Origin of the sequence: Streptomyces sp. R-74717 (assembly GCF_047305335.1) — a bacterium.
In the GTDB taxonomy this organism is placed as follows: Bacteria; Actinomycetota; Actinomycetes; order Streptomycetales; family Streptomycetaceae; genus Streptomyces; species Streptomyces atratus.
This window is the reverse complement of record NZ_CP102361.1, coordinates 5,850,686-5,875,978: the sequence shown is the minus strand read 5'-3', so window position 1 is coordinate 5,875,978 and position 25,293 is coordinate 5,850,686. Positions and strand designations below refer to the sequence as shown.

The window sequence follows — 25,293 nt, the reverse complement described above, 5'->3', positions numbered from 1 at the left end:
AAACCAGCCCGACGACGAGAGCGGCGTGTCAGGTAGGGCTTGGGGAGGGGCCGCGCGAAGGGGACGGGAGGGGTCAGACTCCGAGGGCGGGGAGGATCACGGAGTCGACGTAGTCGGTGAGGAACGCCTGGTCGACGGGGCGGTCCTCGACCAGCTGCCGAGCGGTGAAGGCGCCGATCAGCATGTGCGATACATATTTCAGCGCCGGATGGTCCGGACGCAGTTCTCCCCGGTCCACAGCTCGGCGCAGCAGTGTGTTGAGGCCGGTCATCTCCGGCTCGATCAGCAGATCGCGCAGGGCCTGGAGCAGATCGGGATTGTCATGGACGGCATGGCTCAGACCCCGCATCAGCGCGGAGTTCTTCTCCATCTGGCAGTCGTCGGTACGGCTCAGTGCGGCGTGCAAGTCGCCGCGCAGCGAACCGGTGTCGATCTCCGCGAGGGACACCGGCTTGTTGTGCCGCAGGGCCATGACGACCAGCTCGGGCTTGCTCCCCCACTGGCGGTAGAGGGTGGCCTTGCTGGAACGGGTGCGGGCGGCGATGGCGTCCATGGTCAGGGCGTCGTAGCCGACCTCGCGGAGCAGGTCGAGCACGGCGGAGTACAGCTCGCTCTCACGCTCGGGCGTGAGCCGGGTGCGCGCCATGTGCCGACCTCCTGTTCGCGCTTCTGTTCGTGACTCCCGTACAGCAGTCAATCGAACGAAACTGTTTCGTACACATCGACGATACTCCGCCCGCCCAGCGAAACGAAATCGTTTCGCTTGTGTTCCGCACCACAAGTTGCCGGGGCCCTCCAGCGCGGAAAGCATTGGAGGGTGAGTGACGACGTCGCGTATCTCCGTTTCCCGCACCTCCACGAGGATCTGCTCTGCTTCGCGGCCGAGGACGACCTCTGGGTCGCTCCCCTCGCCGCCGAGGGGCAGCGGCCCGGCCGCGCGTGGCGGGTGACCGTCGACCGGACCAGAATCGGCCACCCGCGGTTCTCCCCCGACGGGAGCCGTATCGCGTACACGACCTGGCGCAGCCTCGACCCCGAGATCCATCTCGCGCCGGTCGGGGGCGGCCCGGCGCGCCGGCTCACCTACTGGGGGTCGACGGACGCCCGGGTCTGCGGCTGGACCCCCGACCCGGGCGACGCCTCCCAGATCCTCGCCGTGTCCTCGCACAACCAGCCGTTCTCGCACGACTCCTGGGCCTACGGCCTCCCCACGGACGGAAGCCCCGGCGGCAAGCTGCCCTGGGGGCCGGTCTCCGACATCGCCGTCGCCGACATCGACGGCGAGCGGCGCACCCTGCTGCTGACCGGCAAACCGCCGCACGAACCGGCCTCCTGGAAGCGGTACCGGGGCGGCGCGATGGGGCGGCTGTGGCTGCACGGCGAGCGGCTGCTCCCGGACATCGGCGGCCACCTCGACTCCCCCATGTTCGTCGGCGGCCGGATCGCGTTCCTCTCCGACCACGAGGGCGTCGGCAATCTGTACTCCTGCCTGCCCGACGGCAGCGATCTGCGCCGCCACACGGATCACGACGCCTTCTACGCCCGGCACGCGTCCAGCGACGGCAGCCGGGTCGTCTACCAGTGCGCGGGCGATGTGTGGCTGGTGGACGACCTGGAGTCGCCGGACGCGATGCCGCGGAAGCTGGAGGTACGGCTCGGCGGGCCGCGTGCCGGACGGCGTACGTACCAGGTGCCGGCCGCCAGCAATGTCGACTCACTGTCCGTGGACGAGACGGGCCGGGCCAGCGCCGTCACCGTACGCGGCAGCCTGTACTGGCTCACCCACCGCGACGGCCCCGCCCGGACGATCGCCGACACCCCGGGGGTCCGGGTCCGGCTGCCCGAGATGCTCGGCAGCGGCGGCCAGGTCGCCTACGTCACGGACGCGGACGGCGAGGACGCGATCGAGATCGCCTACCTGCCGCGCGCCAGCGGCGACCGCGAGCCGCGCCGACTGGCCTCCGGACAGATCGGCAGGGTCCATGAGCTGATCTCCGACCCGGACGGCGAACGGCTGGCGATCGCCACGAACGACGGGCGGCTGCTGCTCCTGGACACGGACGAGGAGTCCACCGGCGAACCCACCGAACTGATCCGGTCCGTCAACGGACCGGTCCGGGACATGGCGTTCTCACCGGACGGCGCCTGGCTGACCTGGTCGCACCCCGGGATCGGCCGTTCGCTGCGGCAGATCAAGCTGGCGCGCATCCTGGGGACCGGCGCCCCCGTGATCGTCGATGTCACCAACGGCCGCTTCGAGGACGAGAATCCCGTCTTCACCGGCGACGGACGCTACCTCGCCTTCCTTTCCTGGCGTGGCTTCGACCCGGTGTACGACGTCCACACCGGGGACCTCTCCTTCCCGCTGGGCTGCCGCCCGTACCTGGTGCCGCTCTCCTCGGCCACGCCCTCCCCGTTCGCCCTGTCCCCGGAGGGGCGTCCGGCGGCGGGCGGTCTCGACCCTGCCGACGACGTCGTCGTCGAGGCCGGTACGGGCGAGGGGCCGTCCACGGTCACGGTCGAGTTCGAGGGCCTGGAGAACCGGGTGACACCGTTCCCGGTCTCCGCGTCGAAGTACTCGGCCCTTCGTCCCGTGAGCGGCGGCGGGCTCGTCTGGCTGCGCTGGCCGATCTCGGGCGCGCTCGGCGAGACGTTCGCCAACCCGGCGGACATGTCGGGCCGCCCCACGCTCGAACACTTCAACATCTCCAAAGCCAGGAAGACCGAACTCGTCGGACACCTGGACTGGTTCGCGGTCAGCGGCGACGCGACGCGGCTGGTCGTCATGGACGAGGGCGAACTGCGCGCCGTCCCCGCCACCGAGATCGGCGACAGCGACTCGACGGTCTATATCGACCTGCGCCGCATCCTGCACGAGGTCGACCCGGGGGCGGAGTGGCGGCAGGCGTACGGCGAGGGCGGCCGCATCATCCGCGCCTACTTCTGGGAACCGGACATGTGCGGCATCGACTGGGACGGCGTGCTCGACCAGTACCGTCCCCTGGTCGAACGGGTCGCCTCCCCCGACGAGTTCGCCGACCTGATGCGCGAGGTCCTGGGCGAACTGGGCACCTCGCACGCGTATGTGGCACCGGCCCGCCGCAACGAGGGCCCGCCGCACTACCAGCGGGCGATCGGGATGCTCGGCGCGAACCTGGTGTGCCGGGACGGCGACTGGACGATCCGGCGCATCCTGCCCGGTGACTCCTCCGACTCCAAGGCCCGTTCCCCGCTGGCCGGTACGGGCATCCGGGAGGGCTCGGTCCTCACCCATGTCGACGGCCGCCCGGTCGACCCGGTGACGGGCCCGTACCCCCTGCTCTCCGCAGCGGGCGGCACCACGGTCGAACTCACTTTCCGGCCACCCGCCAATGAGGGCCACTCCCGCCGGGTCGCGATCGTCCCGCTGGTCGACGAACGGCCGCTGCGCTACCAGGACTGGGTGGCCAAACGCCGTGGTGTCGTACGGGAGTTGAGCGGCGGCAAGTGCGGGTATCTGCACATCCCCGACATGGGCGGCTCGGGCTGGGCCCAGTTCAACCGGGACCTGCGCATGGAGGTCTCCCGCCCGGCCCTGATCATCGACGTACGCGGCAACGCGGGCGGCCACATCAGCGAGTTGGTGGTCGAGAAACTCACCCGCACGATCCTCGGCTGGGACCTGACCCGCAACGCCCAGCCGGTCAGTTACGCCTCCAACGCCCCCCGGGGCCCGGTGGTCGCCCTGGCCGACGAGGCGACGTCCTCCGACGGCGACATGATCACCGCCGTGTTCCGCCTGCTGAAACTGGGCCCGGTGGTGGGCCAGCGGACATGGGGCGGCGTGGTCGGCATGACCGGCCGGCACCGGTTGGGCGACGGCACGGTGATCACGGTGCCGATGAACGCGGCCTGGTTCGACACGTACGGCTGGTCGATCGAGAACCACGGCGTCGAACCGGACCTGGAGGCCCTGCGCACCCCGCTCGACTGGGCCGAGGGCCGGTACGCGGTGCTGGACGACGCGGTACAGGTGGCGCTGGACCTGCTGGCCGCTCACCCGGCGGCGACCCCTCCGACGTACGACTCGGTCCCGGACCGGCGGCGTCCGCCCTTGCCGCCACGGTAGAAGGCCCCCCGCGACGGCACCGCTCGACGCACACCGTTCAGCGCGTCGGCCCGGCTCCGGATCTGCCGAGGCCGAGGCCGACGCCCGTTTCGGGTCTGCCGGGACCGGTCGGCTCATACACCGGCGAGCCGCACGAGGCGGGCGCCCGCAGTTCGCACCAGACCGTCTTCCCGTACGGCCCCTGCTCGACGCCCCACCGCAGCGCCAACGCGTCCACGAGCGACACCCCCCGCCCCGACTCGTCGCCCCCGGCAGCGGTCCGCAGAACCGGCCACGCGGACGGCTCGGGGTCGCTCACCGTCCGCCACTCCAAGCGCCCCGAAGGCCCGGCGCTCATCATCACCGCGTGCGCCTGGACGCCGTTCGTCGAGGCGTCAAGGCGTCCTGGCCCACCGCAACGCCCCGAGGAACCTCCGGGCGGGCAGCCGTAGTTCGTGGGCGTAAGCGGAACGTGAGCAGGACGTCAGCGGTGAGCTGGAGAGTGGGAGCGCCGACAGGCCCGGCCGGTGTCACCGGCCGGGCCTGTCGGCTCACAAGTGTTGCGTTCGAGCGAACAAGGGGATTCAGGATGAAGAGGATCAAGGCTGCCGTCCTCACGGCCGCCGTCGTCGCGGGCATGGCCGTGGCAACCACCCCGGCGCAGGCGGTCAGCTACTGCAACGTGGGGGGCGGCACGATCATCTGCGAGTACGGCGTGAGCACCACGACGCTCCCCGACGGCACGAAGCAGGAATTCGCGATCGGTACCGACCGGGCCGTGTGGACGCGCTGGACGAACTCCTCCGGGGGTTGGACCTCGTGGACGTCCATGGGCGGAGAGTGGTACAGCTCGGTCGGCATCCGCACGCAGCAGGTGCACCCCTACCTCTTCGCCCTCGTCCTCAAGGGATCCGACGGCTGGTTGTGGGCCAACTGGCGTGACTACGGGGGCAACTGGACCGGATGGTCCCACCTCCCCGACCCGACCTGAGCCGAGCGAGCACCGGGCGGCAGATGCGTGGGACGCCGGCCCTTCCCTTTCCCGCCCTCGGCCGCCGCGGTCACACCGTGCGGAGGAAGTCTTCGAGGGCCGCGTTGAAGGCGTCCGGGCGTTCCACGTTGGGGAAGTGGGCGGTGCCCTCGATCGACATCGCGCGGCCGTCGGGGACGGTGCGGATGAGGCGTTCGGCCATACCGATGTGGTCGGGTGAGTCGAGGGCGCCGTTGATGGCCAACACGGGGACGTCGATCCCGGCGGCACGATCCCAGGTGTCAGCCATCGGGACGAGCCAGTTGGGCTCGTCGGGGGTGTGCTTGGACAGCGTGCCCCGCGTCATCCCGCGCAGGCGGCCGACGGCCTCGGGGGCGAGGTCGTCGAGAGTGCGGTGCGGGCCCGCCGCGAAGAGCGTGAACGCCTCGACCGAGGCGTCCAGGTCACCGGCGGCCATCGCGGCCTGCCACGCGGCCCAGGTGCCGGTGGTCCAGGGATCGGTGAAGTACGGCTCACTGGTCCCGGCGCCGCTGACGACCACGGCGCTGACCAGTTCCGGGTGCTCCAGCGCGGTGTCGACCGCGACGCCGGCGCCCATGGAGACGCCCGCCAGGACCGCCGGACCGGTGTCCAGGTGGCGCAGCAGCGCGGCGAGATCGTCGGCGTGCCGGAACGGGGCGGCGGCGTTGGCGGACCGCCCGTGGCCGCGGGCGTCCGGCGCGATGACGCGGTACCGCGGAGCGAAGAACGGAATCTGGTCGTCCCACATCGCGTGGTCCAGGAAGCCGCCGTGCAGCAGGACGAGGGGACGGCCGGTGCCGGTGTCGAGCCAGAACAGATCATTCATGACAACCAAGGTGCCATTGTCGCGACAGAATGGCAACCAAGGTGTCATCATGATGAGGTGAGCGAGACAGACCGGGGCCACGCGCCCGAAGAACAGATCGACCGGCTGACCGAGGTGTTCGACCTGGTGGGGCCGCTGTACCGGCGTACCCAGCGCAAGGTGGAGCAGGACGTGTCCGTCCAGGGGCTGTCGGTGGGGGTGCGGGCCGTGCTGAGCCTGCTCCGCGAGCACGGGCCCATGACTGTTCCCGAGATGGGCCGGGCCCAGGCGTTGAGCCGCCAGTTCGTGCAGCGCATGGTCAACGACGCGACCGCTCTGGGTTACGTCGAGTCCACACCCAATCCGGCCCACAAGCGGTCCTCCCTCAACCGGCTGACCGAACAGGGCCGACTCGTCATCACGGCCGTGACCGACCGCGAACGCGCGATTCTGAGCCAGGTGGGCGGCGACCTCACTGATACCGAGGTCGATGCCTGCCTCCGGGTCCTGACCCGCCTCCTCGATCTCATGGGCGACGACGACGTCGACTGACGAGCCGGGCCGCCCAGCGGTGACCGGGCCGCTTCCGTACGGCCTGCGGCACCCGCACCCGGCGGCCCGTGCGAAGCAGACCCCCGTCCTTCTTCGCACGAGTCGACCGACCCGGGGGGACGCGGCCCACGGTGACGGCCCGGCGGGACCGCTGGACCGGGACGGTGGGACGGCGGCCATGGTGTACTGGCCGGGTCCGGAGGCCCGAACCGTTCCGCCGGCCGGCCCGTCGCCCGGCCGCGATCCTCTCTCGGCAGGAGCTAACGACGTGCACCAGCTCACGTACGACGACATCAAGGCCGCCACCGACCGGATAGCCGGGCACGTCCGCCCGGTCGCCGTCACCCCCGTCGACCCGGGAACGATCCGCACAGCTCAGAGCGGCCCCCTCGACGCCCGGTCCGAGGAACCCTGCGAGGTCTGGTTCGCGCTGGAGTTCATGCAGCACACCGGATCCTTCAAGGCGCGCGGCGCGCAGAACTTCATCCAGGCCCACCGCGAAGCCGGCACCCTGCCGGACACGGGCGTGACCATCGCCTCCGGCGGCAACGCCGGGCTCGCCTGCGCGTGGGCGGCCCGGCAGCAGGGCGTGCGCGCCACGGTGTTCCTGCCGACCGTCGCGCCGGCGGTGAAGGTGGCCCGGCTCCGTGACCTCGGGGCGGACGTGCGGGTGGTCGGCGCGGAGTACGCCGAAGCCCTGGCTACGTGTGAGGAGTTCGCCGCCTCGTCCGGCGCGCTCGCCGCCCACGCCTACGACCACCCGCTGATCGCCGCCGGGGCCGGCACTCTGCTGGAGGAGATCCACGCCCGGATCCCCGGTCTGGACACCGTGGTGGTCTCGGTCGGCGGCGGCGGCCTGTTCGCCGGTGTCGCCACCGCCGCCCAGCACCACGGAATCCGCACGGTCGCCGTGGAGCCGGAGAACTGCCGGGCGCTGAACGCCGCCATCGAGGCCGGTCGCCCGGTCGACGTCCCCGTCGACTCGGTCGCCGTCGACGCCCTCGGCGCCCGCCGTGCCACCGCCTTGGCCCTGCACGCCGCCCGCCAGGACGACGTCCGCTCCGTCCTGGTACCGGACGGCGAAATCGTCCGCGCCCGCCAGGCGTTGTGGGACCACCGCCGCGTCGCCGTCGAGCACGCTGCCGCCACCGCACTGGCCGCGCTCACCGCTCCGGACCTTCCGAACGGGCCGACGTCGCCGAGCTGCGGCTACCGGCCGCGCGACGGCGAGCGAGTCGCCGTGGTGCTGTGCGGGGCGAACACCGACCCGAGCGACCTGGTGCACCCGGCCGAGAACTGATATCCGGTGGCCGGCCCGGCCATAACGACGGCCCCGCCGCAAGCCCCGGTCCGCGCCACGCGTGAAGGGCGTGCCCGGTCACCCGGGCAGGCCTCTCACCCCGAGGAGGCTCTTGCCGGTCATGGGCCCGGCGCAGCGCCGGCCAGGTCTTGCCGACGCCGCCGGTTCCGTAGATCGCCGCGATCAGTACGGTGTTGCCGTTCGGCTCCTCCTGTGGCGTCAATAACTTTCCCGGCTGGGCCAGTTCACTGCCTCGTCCGATGAACAGAGGTGGCGGGGAGGGCAGTTGCCCGAGGGCTGCCGCGACGGTGTGTGCCCGGTCCGGCTCGGCGTCGTCCCGGGCCGGTGGGGCGAGCTGGGGACAGATAGCCGTACAGCGTCCCGTTCGCCCACTGCGGAGCCCGTCCTGTCCGGCGGCCTGTGGGGCGGCAAGGTCCTCGCCGACTGACAAGAGGAAAGCGGCGTCTCGCGCCTGAGGCATGAGGGACCTCAGTAAGAACGAGGCCCTTCTCGGGCCGCAACAGGCCGACGGGGACCGGAAAGGGCGCGCCCGGTATCCGGGCGCGCCCTTGAGCAGACAACGCGCAGCGTCGCGAAACGCGTCAGCGGTCGAAGCGCTCGCGGGTGTCGTCCGCAGCGTCCCGGGCCCTGTCACGGCCCTGCTGGGCCCGGTCGCGGCCCTGCTGCGACGTCTTCGAGGGCCGCCCGGACGCGCCCTGCGTCCGCTCCCGGCCCTCGCGGCTTTCGCGGCCCTCGCCCTGCTTGCGCTTCGCCTGGTCGGCGAGCTCCTGCGCCTTGTCCTTGAACTGGTCTGCGATACCCATGCTGTTCACTCCTAGTGGGTGCGTGGGGGACGGCCTGTAACGGCCTCGACCAGAGTTACACGCCCCGACATTCATCGCATTTCGATCACTTACTCTGCGTACGCACCGTCCGCGCATCCTGGTCCGCCGCGCCCCCCGCGCCCACAAGTCCCTTGCTCACGCCCTCCAGCCGCGCCCCGAACCGCCGCATCTCGCGCTGTCCGACGACACCGATCACCGCGGGGAGGTAGCCCCGCACGGACTGCATCCCGCGCAGCCACCACTGCGCGTACACATGCGCCGCCCGCCGCTCGATACCGGCCACGATCCGGTCGACCGCCGGGCCCAGCGGATACGTACGGTTCGACGGCCAGGGCAGCCGCTGCCGCAGTTCCCGCATCACGTCGTCCTGGTCGGCGCCCCGCACCATGTCCGTATCGGTCCAGGACAGATAGCCGACCCCGACCTTCACCCCGCGGTAGCCGACCTCGGCGCGCAGGCTGTGCGCGAACGCCTCCACGCCCGACTTGGACGCGCAGTACGCGGTCATCATCGGCGCCGGGGTGATCGCCGCGAGCGAGGCGATCTGCAGGAAGTACCCGCGGCTCTCCATGAGCACCGGCAGGAAGGCCCGCCCCGTCACCGCGCCGCCGATCAGATTGACCTCGATGACCCGGCGCCACGCCTCCGGGTCCGAGTCGACGAACGGACCGCCCGACGCGACTCCGGCGTTGGCGACGACGACGTCGACCTTCCCGAACCGCTCCTTGACCTGCTCGGCGACGCGCGCCATCGCCTCGTGGTCGGTGACGTCCGCGAACCAGTGGTCGCTCTCCGAGTGCAGCCGCTCGGAGACCTTCTTCAACTCGTCCGGTTCCAGGCCGACCAGCGCGAGCTTGGCTCCGCGCGCCGAGAGCTTGCGCGCCAGCAGTTCGCCCACGCCACGCGCCGCGCCCGTGACGACGACGACCTGTCCTTCGAGACTCCGCCTGTCGCTCATGCGACATCCTCCTTCTCGGCCGTACCGTCCACACCGTCCGCGCCGCCCGCCGGGACGTACGCGGTGACGAGCTCCCGGATCTTCGCGGTGACCGCCTCCGGCGCCTCCACCGGTGTCATGTGGCCCATGCCCGCCAGCTCGGTGAGCCCCAGGCAGTCGGGCAGCGCCGCCGCGAGGGCACGGGCGTGCACGAGCGGCGTCAGCCGGTCCTCCGTACCCGCGATCACCGCCGTGGGCACCCGCAACTCCCGTACTCCCGCGTCGAGATCGAGCTCCGCGAGGACATTCCCCCAGGCAACCCTGGCCGCCCGCGGGCACGCGTGCACGATCCTGGCGCAGATCTCGACCCGTTCGGGTGCCGAACCCGCCCCCATCGTGCCGTACTTGAGTATCCGCCTGGAGACCGGCGTGACAGGCCCGAGCGGGGCACGCGCCCCGAGAATCGCGCGGGTCATCCGGGTACGGACGGCCCCGGCCCGCAACGGCACCACCAGCGACTCGGCGATCAGCCGCGAACTGCCGGTGCTGCACAGCAGTACGGCGGCCGCGTGCGCACGCAGCCCGGCCCGCCGCGAGGCGGCCATCATCGTCATCCCGCCCATGGAGTGCCCGGCGAGCACGGCCCTCTCGCCCGGTTCGAGGGCGGTGGCCAGCACCACTTCGAGGTCGTCGGCGAGGGCGTCCGTGCTGTACCCGTCGCGGCCGACCGCGGGCGAACGGCCGTGGCCCCGCTGGTCGTAGACGACGACCCGGTGGTCCACCGCGAGGTCCCTGATCTGCGCGGCCCAGAAATGGGTGTTGCAGGTCCAGCCGTGCGACAGGACCACCGCGGGGGCGCCTTCCTGCCCGTGCACCTCGACATGGATCCGGGCGCCGTCGGCGGAGGTCGCGGTCAGTTGGCGCGCGGGTACCGGCGGGGCGTCGTCGCGCCGCAGCAGCCGGCTCATCCCACGATCTCCTCGACGACGGACCGCTCGGGGGCAGCGGCCTGCTTCGGTACCCGGACGACCTCGTACTCCGCGAGATCGACCGACCGCGTCACCTTGCGGAATTCGGAGGTGGTGCCCGGCCAGACCGTCGTGTTGCGACCGTTGGCGTCCAGGTACCAGCTGTTGCAGCCACCGGTGTTCCACACGGTGCGCTTCATCCGCTCCTGCACCCGGCGGTTCCAGGCCCCGACCGCCGAGGCCCGCGCATCGAGTGCGACACGGCCGCCCAGCACGTTCAGCTGGCGCAGATAGTCGGCCATGTAGTTCAGCTGGGACTCGATCACGAGGATCATCGAGGAGTTCCCGAGCCCCGTGTTGGGACCGATGATCGTCATCCAGTTGGGGAAGCCGGACGTGCTCGCACCGCGTAGCGCCTGCATGCCGTCCTTCCAGGATTCTGCGAGCGTGATGCCTTCCGCGCCCACCACCCGGTCGGCGATCGGCATGTCGGTCACATGGAAGCCGGTGCCGAAGATGATCGCGTCGACCTCGGTCTCCGTACCGTCGGAGGCGACGACCGTGGAGCCGCGGACCTCGGCCAGACCGGAGGCGACCACCTCCACATTGGGCTGGGCGAGCGCCGGGTAGTAGGCGCTGGAGAGCAGGATGCGCTTGCAGCCGATGCGGTACGAGGGGGTCAGCTTGGCCCGCAGCGCCGGGTCCTTGATGGACCGCGCCATGTTGGACTTGGCTATCGTCTCGACCAGGCCCAGCTCGTTCGGGTGCTTGGTGAAGGCACCGACCTGCAACTCCCTTATGCCCCAGAGCAGTCCGCGGCGCGCGGTACCGGTGAAGGGGAGCGTGCGGTGCAGCCAGCGCTCGGCGCCGCTGATCCTGCGGTCCATGCGCGGCATGACCCACGGCGGGGTGCGCTGGAAGAGCGTCAGCTCGGCGGCCTTCGGCTGGATCGAGGGCACGATCTGGATGGCGGAGGCTCCGGTGCCGATCACCGCGACACGCTTGCCGGTCAGGTCGTAGTCGTGGTCCCAGCGGGCCGAGTGGAAGACCTTGCCGGGGAAGCCGTCGAGCCCGGGTATGTCCGGCATCTTCGGGTCGGAGAGCGGGCCGGTCGCGGAGACGACGACATCGGCGGTGAACGTGGCCCCGCCCGCGGTCTCGATGACCCAGTGGAGCTCGTCGCGCTCCCAACGCATCATCATCACTTCATGGCCCAGCCTGATGTGCGGGCGCAGCCCGAAGGTGTCCGCGACATGCTCCAGGTAGGCACGGATGTGTTTCTGCCCGGAAAAGGTGCGCGGCCACTCGGGGTTGGGTGCGAACGAGAACGAGTAGAGGTGGGACGGTACGTCGCAGGCGCAGCCCGGATAGCTGTTGTCGCGCCAGGTGCCGCCGACGGAGTCGGCCCGTTCCAGGACGACGAAGTCCGTGATGCCTTCGCGGCGCAGCCGGACCGCGGCCCCGAGGCCCCCGAATCCGGATCCGATCACCGCCACTCGTACGTGCTCGTGCTGGGCCATGCTGCCGCCTCCCGCGGTACGCCACACGACTCCGCCAGCAATCACTGGCATTGTTGGGAGAGTAGAGCAGCTCCGTACCGATGGGTAGGGGTGCGACGAGGGAAAGTTACCGGCGGTAGACCATAGGGTGCGGGTGTGGCTGAAGGACGCGAGCACCGTGAATACCGGATGGAGGAGCTGGCCAGGGAGGCCGGCATCCCCGTGCGGACCGTGCGCTTCTACCGGGAGCGCGGCCTGATCTCGCCGCCCCGCCGCGAGGGGCGCATCGCCTGGTACGACGACCACCACCTGGCCCGGCTGCGCACCATCGCGGGCCTGCTGGAGCGCGGCCACACCCTCACCGGCATCGCCGATCTCGCCCGCACCTTCGAGAGCGGCCGCGATGTCGCCGAGGTGCTGGGCCTGGGCGAACCGACCGAGGAAATCCCGGTCCGCCTCACCCCCGAACAGCTCGCGGACCACTTCGAGGGCGAGGTCACCCCGGAGAATCTGGCCGCCGCCCTCGACCTGGGATATCTGGCCACCGACGGCGACGAGATCGTCCACATCAGCCGACGCCTTCTGGAGGTGTCGGCCGAGCTGGTACGGGAAGGGGTGCCGCTCGCCACGGTGCTCTCGGCCGCACGCCGGGTCCGCGAGCACGCGGACGCGCTCGCCGAACTCTTCGTGAGCGCCCTCGAAGCCCACAGCGACGAAACGGAACCACCCCAACTGCGCCCGCTGGCCCGCGCGGTGGTGGACGCCGAGCTCTCCATGGCCCTGGACCGCCGCCTGCGCCGCGACAACACCGACCGCCCGCCACGGGGACCCGCCTCCTGACAGGACGGACCAAGGGCCCACCGAACACGCCTGGCGGAAGGCCCCACCCCCGCACGCCCTACAGGTCGAAGACCACCGTCACCGGCGCATGGTCGCTCCACCGCTCGCCGTGCGTCGCGGCCCGCTCGACCCAGCCCTTCACCGCTCGCCCGGCCAGCCCCGGCGTCGCCACCTGGTAGTCGATCCGCCAGCCCGTGTCGTTGTCGAAGGCCCGCCCGCGGTAGGACCACCACGAGTACGGCCCCTCCTCCTGCGGATGCAGCGCCCGTACGACATCGACGTACTCGGCCTCGTCGAAGACCCGGGTCAGCCACTCCCGCTCCTCGGGGAGGAAGCCGGAGTTCTTCTTGTTGCCCTTCCAGTTCTTCAGGTCGGCCTCCTGGTGGGCGATGTTCCAGTCACCGCACACCACGACCTCACGGCCGTCGGCCGCCGCCCGCTTCCTGAGGCCCTTCAGATACGGGAGGAACGCGGCCATGAACCGTTCCTTCTCGTCCTGCTTCTCCGTGCCGACCTCACCTGAGGGCAGATACAGGCTCGCGACCGTGACACCGGGCAGGTCGACCTCGATGTAGCGGCCGCTCGCATCGAACTCCTCGCTCCCGGCGACCCCGAAGCCGCCGAACCCGACCTGCACGCGCTCGGGCGCCCGCCGCGCGTAGAGGGAGACACCGGCCCGCCCCTTGGCGGCGGCCGGTGCGTGCACGGTGTGCCAGCCCTCGGGGTCACGCACCTCGTCGGGCAGTTGCTGCGGCTCGGCCCGCACCTCCTGCAGGCAGATCACATCGGCTTCGGTCCGGGCCAGCCACTCGACGAAGCCCTTCTTGGCGGCGGCGCGGAGCCCATTTACATTGACGCTGGTCACAGTGAGCATTACGGCACGATACCGACACCCGCGAACGCATACCTGTACCATGTCTCGCATGAATATCCACCCTCGGCCCTTCGATCACGGCGATGCCGTCAAACTCAACGACCAGGTGCAGCTCGAATACGCCGAGCGATACGGCGACGAGGGCGATGTCACACCGCTCGACGCGTCGATGTTCGAGCCGCCGAACGGTCTGTATCTCCTCGCCTACGATGCGCAGGACCGCCCAATCGCCACCGGCGGCTGGCGCTCCCAGGAGCAGAACGACGAGGGCTACTCCGACGGCGACGCCGAGCTCAAGCGGATGTTCGTGATCCCCGAGGGCCGCGGCAACGGGCTGGCGCGCCGCATCCTGGCCGTCCTGGAGGCCGACGCGCGGGCGGCGGGCCGTAGTCGCATGGTGCTGGAGACCGGGTACAAGCAGCCCGAGGCGATCGCGCTGTACACGTCGAGCGGTTACACCCCGTGCGAGAAGTTCGGCCACTACCGCACGTACGAGAACAGCATCTGTTTCGCGAAGCCGCTGCAGTAGCAGGTCTCACCGCCCCGGGCCTCAGGCCTCGGCCGCGTACCGCCAGAACTCCCGCATCACCGCGGGCGGGGTCGGTCCGGCCATTTCCAGCTGAGTGAGCAGGACGGTGACCGTGCCGGTGGACGGGGTGAGGTGCGCCGCCGTTCCGGTGCCGCCCACCCAGCCGTAGCGTCCCGGTACGTTCCAGGGGTCGATGGCCTCGACATCGACCGAACCGCCGAAGCCCCAGCCCTGCCCCTCCAGGAACAGCGTGCTGTCGTCACGCTGCGCCTGCGTCAGATGGTCGGTGGTCATCTGCCGCACCGACTCGGCCGACAGCAGCCGGCGCCCGTCGGCACCGCCCTCGGCGAGCAGCATCCGGGCGAAGGAGTACCAGTCGTCCACCGTCGAGACCAGCCCGCCGGCACCGGACGGAAACGCCGGCACGCTGCTCCACTGCCCGTCGGGCGCGTCGACCAGTTGGAGACCGCCGCCCTCCGGGTCGGTCCGGTAGTAGCTGGTGAACCGGTCGCGCTTGTCGGCCGGTACCGCGAATCCGGTGTCGGCCATGCCCAGCGGCGCGAACAGCCGCTCGGCCAGGAACTCGGGCAACGGCCGGCCCGAGACCCTGGCGATCAGCACCCCCAGGATGTCGGAGCAGGTGTTGTACAGCCAGGCCTCGCCCGGCTGGTGCAGCAGCGGAATGCGGGACAGGGTGGCCATCCACGCGTCCGGCGCCTCGATGAGCCGGGGCTGCGGCGGTCCTTGTTTCAGCTCGCTGAACAGCAGTCCGACCACCGGCAGCGAGAAGTCGGACGGGAATCCGCACCCGGCCCGGAAGGTGAGCAGATCGGCCACCGTGATCGCCCTGGCAGCCGGGACCACGTCGTCGACCGGGGAGGCCGGAGTGCGGACCACCTTCGGTGCCGCCAGTTCAGGCAGCCACTGCCCGACCGGGTCGTCCAGCGCGATCCGGCCGTCCTCGACCAGCATCATGACGGCCGCGGCGATGACGGGCTTGGTGATGGACGCGATGCGGAAGATCGAGTCCCTGGCCATCGGGGCCGTGCCGTCCGCATCGGCGGAGCCGACCGCCGTCACCTCGACCCGGTCACCACGGGCGACCAGGCCCACGGCTCCCGGCGCCGCCCCGCCGCCGACATGCTTCTCCAGGAGGTCGTGCAGATTGCTCACCGGTCCACCCTCTCGCCAGCGCGCTCAGAAGGAGGACTGCCGCACCGCCCCGGACTCATCGGTCCCGGACGTCACCCCCTCCGGCTCAGCGCACCCGCCCGACACCCACGTAGAAGCCGCTGCGTTCCCGCACCGGTGCGGGCTCCTCCTGGTACCACTCCGTGGCGAACACGAGGCCGGGCTCGACGAGGTCCAGGCCGTCGAAGAAGGGCTCGACCTCGCTTCGGGTACGCATCCGCAGCGGGATCGCCCCCTTCCTGTACGCGGTCTCGGTCTCCTGCTGGAGCTCGGGATGCTGGTCCGCCGTGCCGTGCGAGAGCACCAGGAAGCTGCCCGCGGGCAGGGCGTCGACCAGGGTGCGGGTGATGCCGTACGGGTCCTGGTCGTCGGGCAGGAAGTGCATCAGGGCGATCAGGGACAGCGCGATGGGCCTGCTGAAGTCCAGCCGCTCACGGGCGTGTTCGAGGATCGCCTTCGGCTGCCGTACATCCGCGTGGATGTAGTCGGTGGCACCCTGTGGGCTGCTGATCAGCAGCGCTTCCGCGTGGCGCAGGACTATCGGGTCGTTGTCCGCGTAGACGATCCGGGCGGTCGGTGTGATGGCCTGGACGACCTGGTGCAGATTGGGCGCGGTGGGGATGCCGGTGCCGATGTCGAGGAACTGGTCGATCCCGCCCAGCGCCAGCCAGGCGGAGGCCCGGTGCATGAAGGCCCGGTTCCGCGCCGCGTTGCCCCGCGCCTCCTCGGGCAGCGTCTCCCCCACCTTCTGGTCGACCGGATAATTGTCCTTGCCGCCGAGCAGCCAGTCGTAGATGCGCGCGGGGTGGGGCTTGCTGGTGTCGATCTGGGGCTTGGGCATTCCGGCCGTCACAGGACACTCCTCCGTACGGGGAAATCACGAGCAGCTGAGAACCCGGCCCGACATGGGAAAACCCCCGGCAGGACCCACGGAACGGGCGAGCAGTGCCAGCGTAGTTGGCCTCGCCCGCACCGTCCCGCCCCGGGCGCCGGGGAACTGCCGACGAACGCTCCGCGGCCTCGCACGGCGGCCCCCGCCCTCACACGTCGTCGACCAGTGGCGCGGCACCGCGGCCGTCATCGGGCAGCACCACCAGGCGAACGGCCATCTGGCGTGCGCCCGGCGGGTGTTCACCGGGCTCGCTCGCGTACTTGTGCAGCAGCGCCTGGTACTCCTCGGTGAACGCGGCGACCTGTTCCTTCGTCATCCGCAGCCCGGCGCGGTAGATCTGGTTCCAGCCCTCCGAGGCGTCGTACCCGGCGTACGCCCGCACGACCAGGCTCAGGTCATGAGTCATCTTGAGCGCGCCGATCTTCACGGCGGCCTCGCGTTCGTCCGCCGCCATCTCCAGGCCGGGCGGCGTGAAGATGTTCGTCATGAGCGACTTCCACCAGCGCTCCCGCCCGGTGGAACGCTCCTCGATCTCCGCGATCAGCTTGAGGTCGGCGAGCTTGCGCAGGTGATAGCTGGTGGTACCGGTGGACTCGCCGAGGGCTTTGGCGACGCTGGTGGAGTTCGCTTCGCCGTGTTCGCCGAGATAGCTCAGGATGTCGCGGCGCACCGGGTTGGACAGCGCCTTGTAGAAGGCCTTGAGGTCCGGGCCGGTGAGCACTCTCGTCTCGGGACGCTCAACCATGACCACCAGCATAGTGCAGAGGTTCTCTGCAATCATTGCAGAGAACGTTTGCAGAACATCTCTGTACTCGCTATTTTGGTCCGGGCGGCGCCACCGGGCGCCGGGAATCGCGGGGGCGCAGATGCACCGAGACCTGCCGGGAAGGCTGTCGCCGACAGCCGGGGCGACAGCTTTCCGGACGACAGCCGGCGCGACCCGGGCGGCCGCCCATGCCTGACTCACTGGACGCCCGGTTACGGGACGAGATCGACGACCAGGTCGCGGAGGCGTTCGATGCCTACCTGTCCGACCGGCTGACGGAACCAGGACCGCTGCGCGAGTCCCTGGCCGCGGGGCGCGGTGCCCGGGTGGTACTGGGCACGGTCGCACTCGGCGCCCTCGCAACGGCGCTCGCACCACCCGGCGTTGTCGCCATCTGCTGGATCTGGGGCGCGATCGCGGTGATCGATGTCACCTGGCTGTGGGCCGCTCGCCGTCGTTGACGGTCCGTGAGGACCCTTCCCCTCATGGGCCCGTCGCGGAAGGCCCGCACCGCCGGTCGATTGCGGCGGCGGCCTGATCGAACGAGCCGCAGACCGCTTCCAGGACCGCGAGGCGGGCCAGGCCGCGTGAATGCCGTCCGGCGGGCAGCGACAGCGCCGCGTCCGCCGGGTGCACGTTGGACACGCCCCGGCCGCGCCAGGCCAGGCGCGTCACCCACACCGGCCCGAACACGCAGGTCCCGGTACACATCCGGCAACACCGCCATGACCAGGCCCTCCCGCCACGGCGGCACCGTCATCACCCCGATGCCATGAGGCGCCGACGTCGTATCCGATTCCGGCGCATCCTCCGCCGCGACGCCCGACCCGGCCTCCGCTGCCGAAAGATCCGCCAGCACCTGAGCGGCCGTCCGTCGCGTGATCTCCAGCCGCGACAGTGCCTCCCGGGCCTCCTCCAACCGGACGGCCAACCCTGCCGCTTCGGCCTGGAGTTCCTCCACCCGCACCCGAGCTGCGGCCTCCCGGGCCTCAAGCTCCTCCGGCAACGACACCATGGCACCCCACCTCCACCCCGCCACGGCAGAAGCACGGCGGCGCCGACCGCACACCAACCAACGTCCTCCCAGCTCAGCCAGCCCCCCGAAAGGAAATACACCCACCCCCTTTCCCATCACTTGCCCCACCAGGTATCTTGCATCGCATGGAACCAGGTGATTCGACCAAGCAGGCCCGGGCAGCCGCCCAGCTGCGCAAGGGCGTTCTGGAGTACTGCGTACTCGCCCTGATGCGGGACCGCCCGCGCTACGGCGTGGAACTCCTCCACGCCCTGGAGGACTCCGGCGCCCTGGCCACCAGCCAGGGCACGGTCTACCCCCTGCTCTCCCGGCTCCGCCGCGACGACCTGGTCACCACCACCTGGCAGGAGTCCGCCTCCGGACCACCCCGCCGCTACTACGCGCTCACCGACAGCGGCCGGGCTGCACTCGACGAGTTCACCCGCGTCTGGCCCGGCTTCCGCAACGCCGTCGACGCCTTCCTGGCCACCCCGCACCCCTCCACCGGAGACCCCGCATGAAGACCTCTGCAGACCCCGTACGCGACTACCTCCACGCCGTCGAGCGCGAGGCCTCCGCACTCCCCGCCGACCGTCGCCAGGAACTCCTCGCCGACCTCGCCGAACACATCGAGGTGACGCGCGCCGAACGCCCCGACGCCGCGATCTGCGCGGTCCTGGCGGAGCTGGGGGACCCCCGCACGATCGCGGCGACGGCACTGGCGGAGGCGGGGAACGGGGCCGCCGGGGCCTCGGCCCGGGGCGGTGTCGGCGCACCCGCCCGGCGCGGCAAGGTGCACCCCCTGGTCCCGCTCCTGATGCTCACCCTCCCCTTCCTCGTCGCGGCGGTCTTCCCCGATGTCCCCGGCGCGCAGTTCTGCAGCACCCTGTTCCGCGTCATCGGCGCGGTACTTCTCTGCACCTCAGTGCACTGGACCTCTGTCCAGAAGACCACTGGCGTTCTGCTCACCGCCGTCCTGCCGACCGTCGCCATCAGCGTCTGGATGTGGTCCAGCGCCGCCCCGGCGGGCGACGCTCCGGCCCTCCTGGCCAACCTGGCGACGCTCGCCCTGCTGGCCAGTACGGCAGCATGGCTCTGGCGGGTCCGCCGCGCCTGAACGCGGCCGCCGACGGACGACCTCAACGGTGCCGACGCGCAAGCCTGGCTGGCCTACGCGTCCCAGGTTTTGGGAGTAACGCCACCAATGCCACCGGACCCTTCGGTCGACCAGCCGGGGCCAGCAAGGCGAGTCGCCTCAGCGAACCGCCTCGGCATCCGGCTCTTCGACCGGCGCGGAACCCGGGCCCGGGTCCTTGGTGTCGGTGTCGAACGGCGGCGCCTCCTCGGTCCACTTCATCGACGTGATCGTCGTGTAGCTCAGCAGCTCGCCCCTGCTCACACCGTCACCGCCCCGGGTGGCCACCGTCTCGGTGCCGAGCGGCATGCCCGTGGACTTGTCGAAGATCAGGCGGAGTTCGGGGGCGTGCTCGTAGGGGCCGGGGAGGGCGACGGCGTAGCCGGTGCGGCCGGTGTGGTCCTTGACGTCGCCGAGGGAGCGCACGCCGGGTTCGGCGGCGAGGAGGCGGTAGGCGGCGGCGCGCAGGGCCGGGGTGGACGGGAGGGTCGTGGCGAGTTGGACGGCTGTGTCGACGACGATCCGGTCGAGGATTTTCTCGGGGGCGTTGTAGTCCTTGTCGACCAGGGCGAACAGGCGCTTGCGGAGGGCCTTTTCATCGGTGGGGAGCGCGGCCAGGAGGCGGAGGGGGAGGTCGCCCATCGTGACGATGTCCGCGGTTCCGCCGGGGGCGTCGTGTTGGATCTCGCCCTTGCCGGCGTAGGTGACGGTCTCACCCGTCAGGTTCCACGACGTGGGGGAACCGTCCGCTTTCCATGCCGCCTGGTCGGCTTTCGTGGCCGGGCGGGCCCCCGGGTCCAGGAGCTGTGACCACTGCTTGTTCTTGGCGGCGGCCGTCCAGTTCCGCTGCTCGGTGCGGACGTCGACGGTGTAGTTCTTGCCGGGGACCTTGTGGAGGGAGCCGAGATGTTCCTCCACGTACCAGTAGGTGCCGGAGCCGGCCGGTTGCTGCTCAACGTGGGAGGCGGCAGCGAGAAGGACCTGGCTGCCGGAGCCCGACGTCGCGGAGGGCGCAGGTCCTGGCTTCTCCGGCGCGGTGTCAGTGATCACCACAGCCGCCACCGCCATCGCGGTGGCCAGGGCGAGACCCGAGACGAGAGGGCGGCCCGCCCTCCGCGGCTGGGCGGTGGCGCGAGCCGTGCGCGGCGCGCGCGGACGGGTCATGACCGTTGCGAGCTCCTCTTCCCGAACCGGCGACGGCGTGGGGCGGTCGGGGTCGAGGTGGGCGGGGCGGGCAGCTGTCAGGCGGTGCAGGATGTCGTTCTTCACCGGGCTTCCCTTCCTACGGCGATCCGGACTCGGGTGGACACGCGCCGCACGGCTGCGGCCTCCTCCATGAGCGGGGAGGCCGACGCGGCCTGGGTGAGACGTTTGCGTGCCCGGTGCAGACGGACTCGCAGGGTGATGGGCGAGCAGCCGACCACCGCGGCCGCCTGTGCCGGGGTCAGGCCCTGCCACCCGGAGAGGATCAGCAGTTCCCGATCGCTCTCCGGCAGCGTGGCCAGCGCCTTGAGCAGCGCGCTTCGCTCGGATACCTCCTCGGCGATGTCCGCCTCGGCGGGTTCCGCCCAGGAGCGCAGTTCGGCGGCGAACGACGCGCGCCTGGCCTCCGCCCGGATGCTGTCCCGCAGGATGTTGCGGGCGACTCCGAGCAGCCATGGCAGCGGCGGCTCGGGAACGTCGTCCAGCTTGCGCCAGGCCACGGTGAACGCTTCGTTCACCACCTCATCGGCGACCTGCCGTCCCGCACGGCTGACCACGTAGGCCCACACGCGTTGCCGACAGCCGTCGTAGATGGCGGTGAAACGATCTTCGTCGTAATCGGGCACTGCCCACCTCCTGTCCCTCCTGGTGTGCTCTGTCATTGGGTAGTGGGCCGAACGGGCTGATCGTTACAGCGGCATGCCAGGAAACACGCCCGAGAAACGAGGCGTACGTCACATCAGGGAGCTCGGGCGCACCGCCGCCGCAGGCGCCGGTGCCCTGGACGTACCCCGGAAGCCTCGGCGCCCTCGCCCCGGCGGCGGACGCTCGGCCTTGCTCAACTGAGGCGCGGCCCGGGCCGCAGCCCCAGCCGGGCAAAAGGGGCCGTCAGCGGGCTGACGGCCCCTCATGAATGATCGAGGCTGGATGTGCGACGTATTAAAACCGTATGTCTTTTCCTGAAATCGCAATTCATGGCCGCGTCGAGCCCGGGTGCATATGGTCGGAGAATCTCGTTCAGGTGATTCCCATCGGGATCTCCTGGCATGGACGGCTGGTTCCCTAAGATGCTCGTTCAATGCCGATGCGCTTGCGATGGCGAAGTGGCTTTCCGGTTCGGCATTTCGACTGAAGGGGAAACATATGATTTCAAGAACGATGAATGTTGCGCGCACCCTGGCAGCGGCGCTTGCCACAGCCGCCGCGTTCACCCTGGCCGGGCCGGCCGGAACGGCGTCCGCCATCGACCACGTCACCTGTGACCCCGACGCGAACTTCTTGAAGATCTGGTCGCACAACGGCAGCGGTCGTGACAGCGTGGACTGCTATGCGAACCGCGGGAAGACCGACTTCGGCGGGTGGTGGGTCGACCAGATCTCGACGGGGAACAACGATGTGAAGTACTACGACGCCAATGGTGATGTAGTGAAAATCCCCCGGTGGAGTAACATCAAGTACAACAACGTGCCGAAGGTCAAGGCCATCGAAATCCTGTAAGGACTTCTCCCGGGGACGTTCCGGAGTCCCGGTGGGTGATGAGTCCACAGGCCGTGGCAGGGCGAGAAGCCCGTGCCGGCCCGTCATGGACGCAACGAAGCTCCGGTCGAACGGGGCGACCCCCAAGTCGCCCCGAATCGCCGGAGCTTCGGCGTATCGCCGGTCTGCCGCTGTCGGTCCGTCGGCGGGCTGATGGCCCTTTTAGGAGATCTGGTGCCGGAAACACAACCTCCAGGCCCCGGCGAGAAGGCCGGGCGTGCCGCGTGTCAGACGTGGCCACCGCACCACCCGGAGGCTTCAACTCATTCCGGGAGTCCTGCGGTGGCCACCGCGACGCTGAAGGGAAGCTCAGAGGCTGTCCAGTTGGTTACAGCCCGACCGGGTTGAGGTAGGTGGCCGGGTGGGTGGCGCCGTCCTGCTTGAGGATCTGGCCGCCAAACGGCCACGTCAGGGTGAAGTGCTCCGTCTCGTTCGGCGGGGTGACCAGGAACTTCGCCGGAACGAACTTCTCCTTCTGCGGCGTGGACTTGGCCACCGGGAGCAGGTTGATGCTGAAGTCCACCGTGTCCCCCTGGTTCAGGATCACCTTTTCGGGCTTCTTGGAGGAGCGCGCCAGCGACCAGGTGCCGTCGGTCGCCTGAGCGCCGATCATGTCGACACCGGCGAAGCCGGACAGGGTGCAGGTGCGCTTGCTCTGGTTGGTGAACCAGATGTACGCCTGGGTCTGCTTCTCGGTCTGCTCCATCTCCGGCTTCGCATCATCCCCCATGGCGAAGCCGGCCTTCAGGTCGGCGGTGTGGCAGCGGGTCGGCTCGGCCTTGGCGGGGGCGGCCGAGGCCGGGATGGCGGTAGCGGCAGTACCGGCGACGACGACGGCCGCAAGGGCCACGGCGGTCAGCTTGCTCTTCATGAAGTTTCGGGTTCCCCTCGAATACGAATCGGCACGCGAAGTCAGTGCGCGCCTACGCACCTGAAGATGTGCAATGCCCGGGGGAGGTTCGGTGTGCCGGAGAACCTTTTTCCGACAGCCAGGCTCCCAACTGTGGCCGCGTACGAGAACTCATGCGGTGCGGGCCGTTGCAGCGTCGTGGGGAGGACACCGCAACGGCCCGCGACCTCGCTCAGCGTCCGGTCCAGCACAGCGGGACCGATGGCAGCGTGCGACGTCGGCCACGGACGTGGGCGCACAGAGGCAGCCCGTCGGGCGCACCGCCGCCACAGGCGCCGGGGCCCTGGATCAGACAGGCGGATCCTGCGGGCCCCGTCGGCGCCGCGCCAGGTCGTGGGCCGCCTCCGGCCACCTCGGGTATGCGAAGGTGAAGCCCGCCTCGAGCAGTCGGCCGGGGACGACACGTCGGCTCTTCAGCAGCAGTTCCGTGTCCGAGCGCAGCGCGAAGGCGCCCACTTCGGCCATCCATCGCATCGCGGGCAGGCCCACCGGTGCACGCCACGCGGTACGTAGGGCGCGCATGAACGCGCGGTGCGGAAGGGGCTCGGGGGCGGCCAGGTTCACCGGGCCGGCGAGATCGTCCCGGTCGACCAGGAACTCGACCGCGCGGGCGAAGTCGTGGTCGTGGATCCACGACACGTACTGTGTGCCGCCCGCGACCGGGCCGCCGAGACCGAGGCGGGCCAACCACGACAGGACGTCGAAGACGCCGCCCCGATCGGGGCTCATCACCATGGCGGAGCGCAGGGCCACCTTACGGGTGTGCGGAGTGCCGGCCTGTTCCTGTTCCCGCTCCCAGGCCCTGGCGATGTCCACGCTGTAGGACCAGTAGCCAGGCACGGCGGGTTCCGCTCCGCCGATCACGCCGGTGCCCTCGTCGTTGGGCGCCGGCGGGTTCCGCTCCGCCGATCACGCCGGTGCCCTCGTCGTTGGGCGCGTCGAAGCGGTGGGTGTAGATGGTGGCGGTGCTCATCTGGAGCCAGACCCGCGGAGGGTGTGCCGCGGCGCCGATCGCCTCGCCCACGACGCGGGTGGAGAGCACCCGCGAGTCCATCATGGCCTGGAGATTGGCGGGGGTATAGCGGCAACTCACACTGCGGCCCGCCAGGTTGACCACGACGTCGCTGCCATCGATCACCTCGGCCCACGACCCCGGGGTCCTGCCGTCCCAGTGGACCTCACCCGGCCTCACCGGCCGCCTGGTCAGCACGACGACCTCGTGCCCGGCCGCGGTCAGCGCGCGGTTCAGGACAGTACCCACCTGCCCGGTTCCCCCGGGAATCACGATCTTCATCCAGCCCTCCCACTCCACTCGAGGACGACCCTACCCCAAAATCGAACATGTTCAATTCCTGGGAGTGGTGGCCAGGTCGACCTGAATCGCCTTTCGGAACACCGCCTTTGAGGGTCCCGCGTCCCGCGTTACTGGCGTGCTCCTGTCGGTAGCGGGGGATAGGTTGGGGCGCGATTGCCGCCGCACCCAGGGCACGGGGCTCTGCTGGGAACAGCGGCATCGGAAGGGGCCAGCATGCCCAAACGGTCCGATGCAGCGGATGCGGCCTGCGCCTACCGGCGAACCGGAATCGCCCCGGTGGGCGCGACCGGACGACTCAAGGAGCTGACGGGTCGGGAGAAGGAAGTCCTTCTCCTGCTGGGCACAGGGTTGGGCAACCGGCAGCTGGCGAGCGAGCTCGGCATCGCGGAGCGGACGGTGAAGGCGCATATCGCTCGCATAGCGGAGAAACTGGGGCAGGAGACTCGGCTGCAGGTTGCAGTACTGTCCGCGCTCTCCCACAGCGCGCTCTGCGTCGATCCGCCCTGTCCGTGCCGACACTCCGCGCTGCCGCCCGGCACCCTGAAGGCGTCTGCCGCGTAAGCGCAGGCCGCGCCCGGCCCTCTGACCCGGGGCCGGGCGCGGCCTGTCGGACGGATGCCCCGTTGGGCACCGCCCGTCGGGCGGCCGTGACCGAGGCACGTGCGGGCATCGGGGAAGCCGACAGCAACGCACCTGCGCGTGAGCTTGATCTCGTAGGCGTTCCCTGTGAGGTGCGGATCCGGGACGACCAGAACTGCCATGATGAAAATGCAGGGATCTCATACCTGCGTGTCGGAGAGGCCGACATGCCGCAGCGAGGAGCACGACATGGCCACCGGATCCGAAGACAGCCCCGCGACTCTCTACGGGCCCGCCTCACTCGTCCTCGGTACCATTGCCCTGATCGCCGCAGTGTTCGCCGGCTTCACCGGGATCGCGATCCCGCTTCTGTTCGGCAGCCTCGCCGTCACCTTCGCGCTCCTCGGCCTGGCCCGCAAGCTCAACCGAGGCCAGTGCACCATCGGCCTCGCCACCGGATCCCTGAGCGTGCTCTACCCGATCTTCCTCACCGCTGCCTGAGC

Annotated in this window: 27 protein-coding genes and 3 pseudogenes; 14 read left to right on the top strand and 16 right to left on the bottom strand. The window is 70.4% G+C overall.

Translation table 11 applies throughout. The features are described from left to right. Positions 1-73: 73 nt before the first annotated feature. Entirely contained in the window at positions 74-646 is a 573-nt protein-coding gene (locus tag NRF20_RS26950; protein WP_266360923.1) for a TetR/AcrR family transcriptional regulator, read from the bottom strand. A gap of 171 nt (positions 647-817) precedes the next feature. Between NRF20_RS26950 and NRF20_RS26945 the strand changes: the two genes are divergently transcribed. After that, positions 818-4,108: a S41 family peptidase gene (locus tag NRF20_RS26945; protein ID WP_398631030.1), complete on the top strand. Its 3,291-nt coding sequence runs from the start codon at positions 818-820 to the stop codon at positions 4,106-4,108. Between the two features lie 37 nt (positions 4,109-4,145). Here the strand turns inward: NRF20_RS26945 and NRF20_RS26940 are convergent, their stop codons facing one another. After that, positions 4,146-4,406 (bottom strand): ATP-binding protein, encoded by a 261-nt coding sequence (locus NRF20_RS26940; RefSeq protein ID WP_398631031.1) that lies wholly within the window; start codon positions 4,404-4,406, stop codon positions 4,146-4,148. Positions 4,407-4,428: 22 nt separating this feature from the next. Between NRF20_RS26940 and NRF20_RS26935 the strand changes: the two are divergent. After that, positions 4,429-4,539 (top strand): annotated as a pseudogene (locus NRF20_RS26935) (hypothetical protein); the annotation flags it as partial. A 137-nt stretch (positions 4,540-4,676) separates the two neighbouring features. Continuing rightward, complete coding sequence (locus NRF20_RS26930) at positions 4,677-5,078, top strand: hypothetical protein (RefSeq protein ID WP_398631032.1); 402 nt, start codon at positions 4,677-4,679, stop codon at positions 5,076-5,078. A 70-nt stretch (positions 5,079-5,148) separates the two neighbouring features. Here the strand turns inward: NRF20_RS26930 and NRF20_RS26925 are convergent, their stop codons facing one another. Beyond that, positions 5,149-5,925, bottom strand: a complete 777-nt coding sequence (locus NRF20_RS26925; RefSeq protein WP_398631033.1) for an alpha/beta fold hydrolase — start codon at positions 5,923-5,925, stop codon at positions 5,149-5,151. Positions 5,926-5,982: 57 nt separating this feature from the next. Between NRF20_RS26925 and NRF20_RS26920 the strand changes: the two genes are divergently transcribed. From NRF20_RS26920 to NRF20_RS26910, 3 genes are all read left to right on the top strand, one after another. Next, positions 5,983-6,456 carry a MarR family winged helix-turn-helix transcriptional regulator gene (locus tag NRF20_RS26920; protein ID WP_398631034.1) on the top strand — a complete coding sequence of 158 codons (474 nt, stop codon included), beginning with the start codon at positions 5,983-5,985 and terminating at the stop codon, positions 6,454-6,456. A gap of 268 nt (positions 6,457-6,724) precedes the next feature. Then, positions 6,725-7,756 carry a threonine/serine dehydratase gene (locus NRF20_RS26915; RefSeq protein WP_413753433.1) on the top strand — a complete coding sequence of 344 codons (1,032 nt, stop codon included), beginning with the start codon at positions 6,725-6,727 and terminating at the stop codon, positions 7,754-7,756. A 286-nt stretch (positions 7,757-8,042) separates the two neighbouring features. Further along, entirely contained in the window at positions 8,043-8,204 is a 162-nt protein-coding gene (locus tag NRF20_RS26910; RefSeq protein WP_398631036.1) for a hypothetical protein, read from the top strand. Between the two features lie 154 nt (positions 8,205-8,358). On the opposite strand, the gene NRF20_RS26905 is transcribed toward NRF20_RS26910, so the two are convergent. From NRF20_RS26905 to NRF20_RS26890, 4 genes are all read right to left on the bottom strand, one after another. Beyond that, on the bottom strand, positions 8,359-8,580 hold the full coding sequence (locus NRF20_RS26905) for a hypothetical protein (protein ID WP_398631037.1): 222 nt from the start codon (positions 8,578-8,580) through the stop codon (positions 8,359-8,361). Positions 8,581-8,665: 85 nt separating this feature from the next. Further along, the gene (locus NRF20_RS26900) at positions 8,666-9,559 is read right to left on the bottom strand and encodes an SDR family oxidoreductase (RefSeq protein WP_398631038.1); all 894 of its coding nucleotides are present in this window, start codon (positions 9,557-9,559) and stop codon (positions 8,666-8,668) included. Continuing rightward, positions 9,556-10,506 (bottom strand): alpha/beta fold hydrolase, encoded by a 951-nt coding sequence (locus NRF20_RS26895; protein WP_413753432.1) that lies wholly within the window; start codon positions 10,504-10,506, stop codon positions 9,556-9,558. Before NRF20_RS26895 ends, NRF20_RS26900 begins: the two co-directional genes overlap by 4 nt. Continuing rightward, positions 10,503-12,026: a flavin-containing monooxygenase gene (locus NRF20_RS26890; protein ID WP_413754609.1), complete on the bottom strand. Its 1,524-nt coding sequence runs from the start codon at positions 12,024-12,026 to the stop codon at positions 10,503-10,505. The genes NRF20_RS26895 and NRF20_RS26890 overlap by 4 nt, the downstream gene beginning before the upstream one ends. 168 nt (positions 12,027-12,194) lie before the next feature. Here NRF20_RS26890 and NRF20_RS26885 point away from each other — a divergent pair, with 168 nt between their 5' ends. Then, the gene (locus NRF20_RS26885; protein WP_398631065.1) at positions 12,195-12,845 is read left to right on the top strand and encodes a MerR family transcriptional regulator; all 651 of its coding nucleotides are present in this window, start codon (positions 12,195-12,197) and stop codon (positions 12,843-12,845) included. A gap of 58 nt (positions 12,846-12,903) precedes the next feature. On the opposite strand, the gene NRF20_RS26880 is transcribed toward NRF20_RS26885, so the two are convergent. Then, a complete protein-coding gene (locus tag NRF20_RS26880) occupies positions 12,904-13,719 on the bottom strand; it encodes an exodeoxyribonuclease III (RefSeq protein ID WP_398631041.1) in 816 nt (271 codons plus the stop codon). A 49-nt stretch (positions 13,720-13,768) separates the two neighbouring features. Between NRF20_RS26880 and NRF20_RS26875 the strand changes: the two genes are divergently transcribed. Then, positions 13,769-14,248: a GNAT family N-acetyltransferase gene (locus NRF20_RS26875; RefSeq protein ID WP_413753431.1), complete on the top strand. Its 480-nt coding sequence runs from the start codon at positions 13,769-13,771 to the stop codon at positions 14,246-14,248. Positions 14,249-14,269: 21 nt separating this feature from the next. On the opposite strand, the gene NRF20_RS26870 is transcribed toward NRF20_RS26875, so the two are convergent. The 3 genes from NRF20_RS26870 to NRF20_RS26860 all read right to left on the bottom strand — a co-directional run bounded on the left by NRF20_RS26870 (position 14,270) and on the right by NRF20_RS26860 (position 17,076). Next, positions 14,270-15,421 (bottom strand): serine hydrolase domain-containing protein, encoded by a 1,152-nt coding sequence (locus NRF20_RS26870; RefSeq protein WP_413753430.1) that lies wholly within the window; start codon positions 15,419-15,421, stop codon positions 14,270-14,272. A gap of 85 nt (positions 15,422-15,506) precedes the next feature. Continuing rightward, entirely contained in the window at positions 15,507-16,292 is a 786-nt protein-coding gene (locus NRF20_RS26865) for an SAM-dependent methyltransferase (RefSeq protein ID WP_398631044.1), read from the bottom strand. 187 nt (positions 16,293-16,479) lie between these two features. Continuing rightward, on the bottom strand, positions 16,480-17,076 hold the full coding sequence (locus NRF20_RS26860; protein WP_398631045.1) for a helix-turn-helix domain-containing protein: 597 nt from the start codon (positions 17,074-17,076) through the stop codon (positions 16,480-16,482). A gap of 209 nt (positions 17,077-17,285) precedes the next feature. On the opposite strand from NRF20_RS26860, the gene NRF20_RS26855 reads away from it, so the two are divergent. Next, positions 17,286-17,558 (top strand): hypothetical protein, encoded by a 273-nt coding sequence (locus tag NRF20_RS26855; RefSeq protein ID WP_413753429.1) that lies wholly within the window; start codon positions 17,286-17,288, stop codon positions 17,556-17,558. Between the two features lie 43 nt (positions 17,559-17,601). On the opposite strand, the pseudogene NRF20_RS26850 reads toward NRF20_RS26855, so the two are convergent. Continuing rightward, positions 17,602-17,796: pseudogene (locus NRF20_RS26850) on the bottom strand (ISKra4 family transposase); the annotation flags it as partial. 462 nt (positions 17,797-18,258) lie between these two features. Between NRF20_RS26850 and NRF20_RS26845 the strand changes: the two are divergent. Together NRF20_RS26845 and NRF20_RS26840 are read left to right on the top strand one after the other, a co-directional pair. Further along, a complete protein-coding gene (locus NRF20_RS26845; protein WP_413753428.1) occupies positions 18,259-18,633 on the top strand; it encodes a PadR family transcriptional regulator in 375 nt (124 codons plus the stop codon). Then, positions 18,630-19,229, top strand: coding sequence for an HAAS signaling domain-containing protein (locus NRF20_RS26840; RefSeq protein ID WP_413753427.1), 600 nt, complete (start codon positions 18,630-18,632; stop codon positions 19,227-19,229). Before NRF20_RS26845 ends, NRF20_RS26840 begins: the two co-directional genes overlap by 4 nt. A gap of 138 nt (positions 19,230-19,367) precedes the next feature. Here NRF20_RS26840 and NRF20_RS26835 read toward each other — a convergent pair whose 3' ends face one another. Both NRF20_RS26835 and NRF20_RS26830 read right to left on the bottom strand, forming a co-directional pair. Further along, positions 19,368-20,516, bottom strand: coding sequence for a CU044_5270 family protein (locus NRF20_RS26835; protein ID WP_413753426.1), 1,149 nt, complete (start codon positions 20,514-20,516; stop codon positions 19,368-19,370). Continuing rightward, positions 20,513-21,076 (bottom strand): RNA polymerase sigma factor, encoded by a 564-nt coding sequence (locus NRF20_RS26830; protein WP_398632655.1) that lies wholly within the window; start codon positions 21,074-21,076, stop codon positions 20,513-20,515. The genes NRF20_RS26835 and NRF20_RS26830 overlap by 4 nt, the downstream gene beginning before the upstream one ends. A 517-nt stretch (positions 21,077-21,593) precedes the next feature. Here NRF20_RS26830 and NRF20_RS26825 point away from each other — a divergent pair. Beyond that, positions 21,594-21,947, top strand: a complete 354-nt coding sequence (locus NRF20_RS26825; RefSeq protein WP_398632654.1) for a beta/gamma crystallin domain-containing protein — start codon at positions 21,594-21,596, stop codon at positions 21,945-21,947. Positions 21,948-22,314: 367 nt separating this feature from the next. On the opposite strand, the gene NRF20_RS26820 is transcribed toward NRF20_RS26825, so the two are convergent. Both NRF20_RS26820 and NRF20_RS26815 read right to left on the bottom strand, forming a co-directional pair. Next, on the bottom strand, positions 22,315-22,857 hold the full coding sequence (locus NRF20_RS26820) for a DUF4232 domain-containing protein (protein WP_413753425.1): 543 nt from the start codon (positions 22,855-22,857) through the stop codon (positions 22,315-22,317). 327 nt (positions 22,858-23,184) lie between these two features. Continuing rightward, a pseudogene (locus NRF20_RS26815) lies at positions 23,185-24,190 on the bottom strand (epimerase). Positions 24,191-24,424: 234 nt separating this feature from the next. Between NRF20_RS26815 and NRF20_RS26810 the strand changes: the two are divergent. Next, on the top strand, positions 24,425-24,772 hold the full coding sequence (locus tag NRF20_RS26810; protein ID WP_398632651.1) for a LuxR C-terminal-related transcriptional regulator: 348 nt from the start codon (positions 24,425-24,427) through the stop codon (positions 24,770-24,772). A 267-nt stretch (positions 24,773-25,039) separates the two neighbouring features. After that, positions 25,040-25,291, top strand: a complete 252-nt coding sequence (locus NRF20_RS26805) for a hypothetical protein (protein WP_413753424.1) — start codon at positions 25,040-25,042, stop codon at positions 25,289-25,291. Positions 25,292-25,293 lie beyond the last annotated feature (2 nt).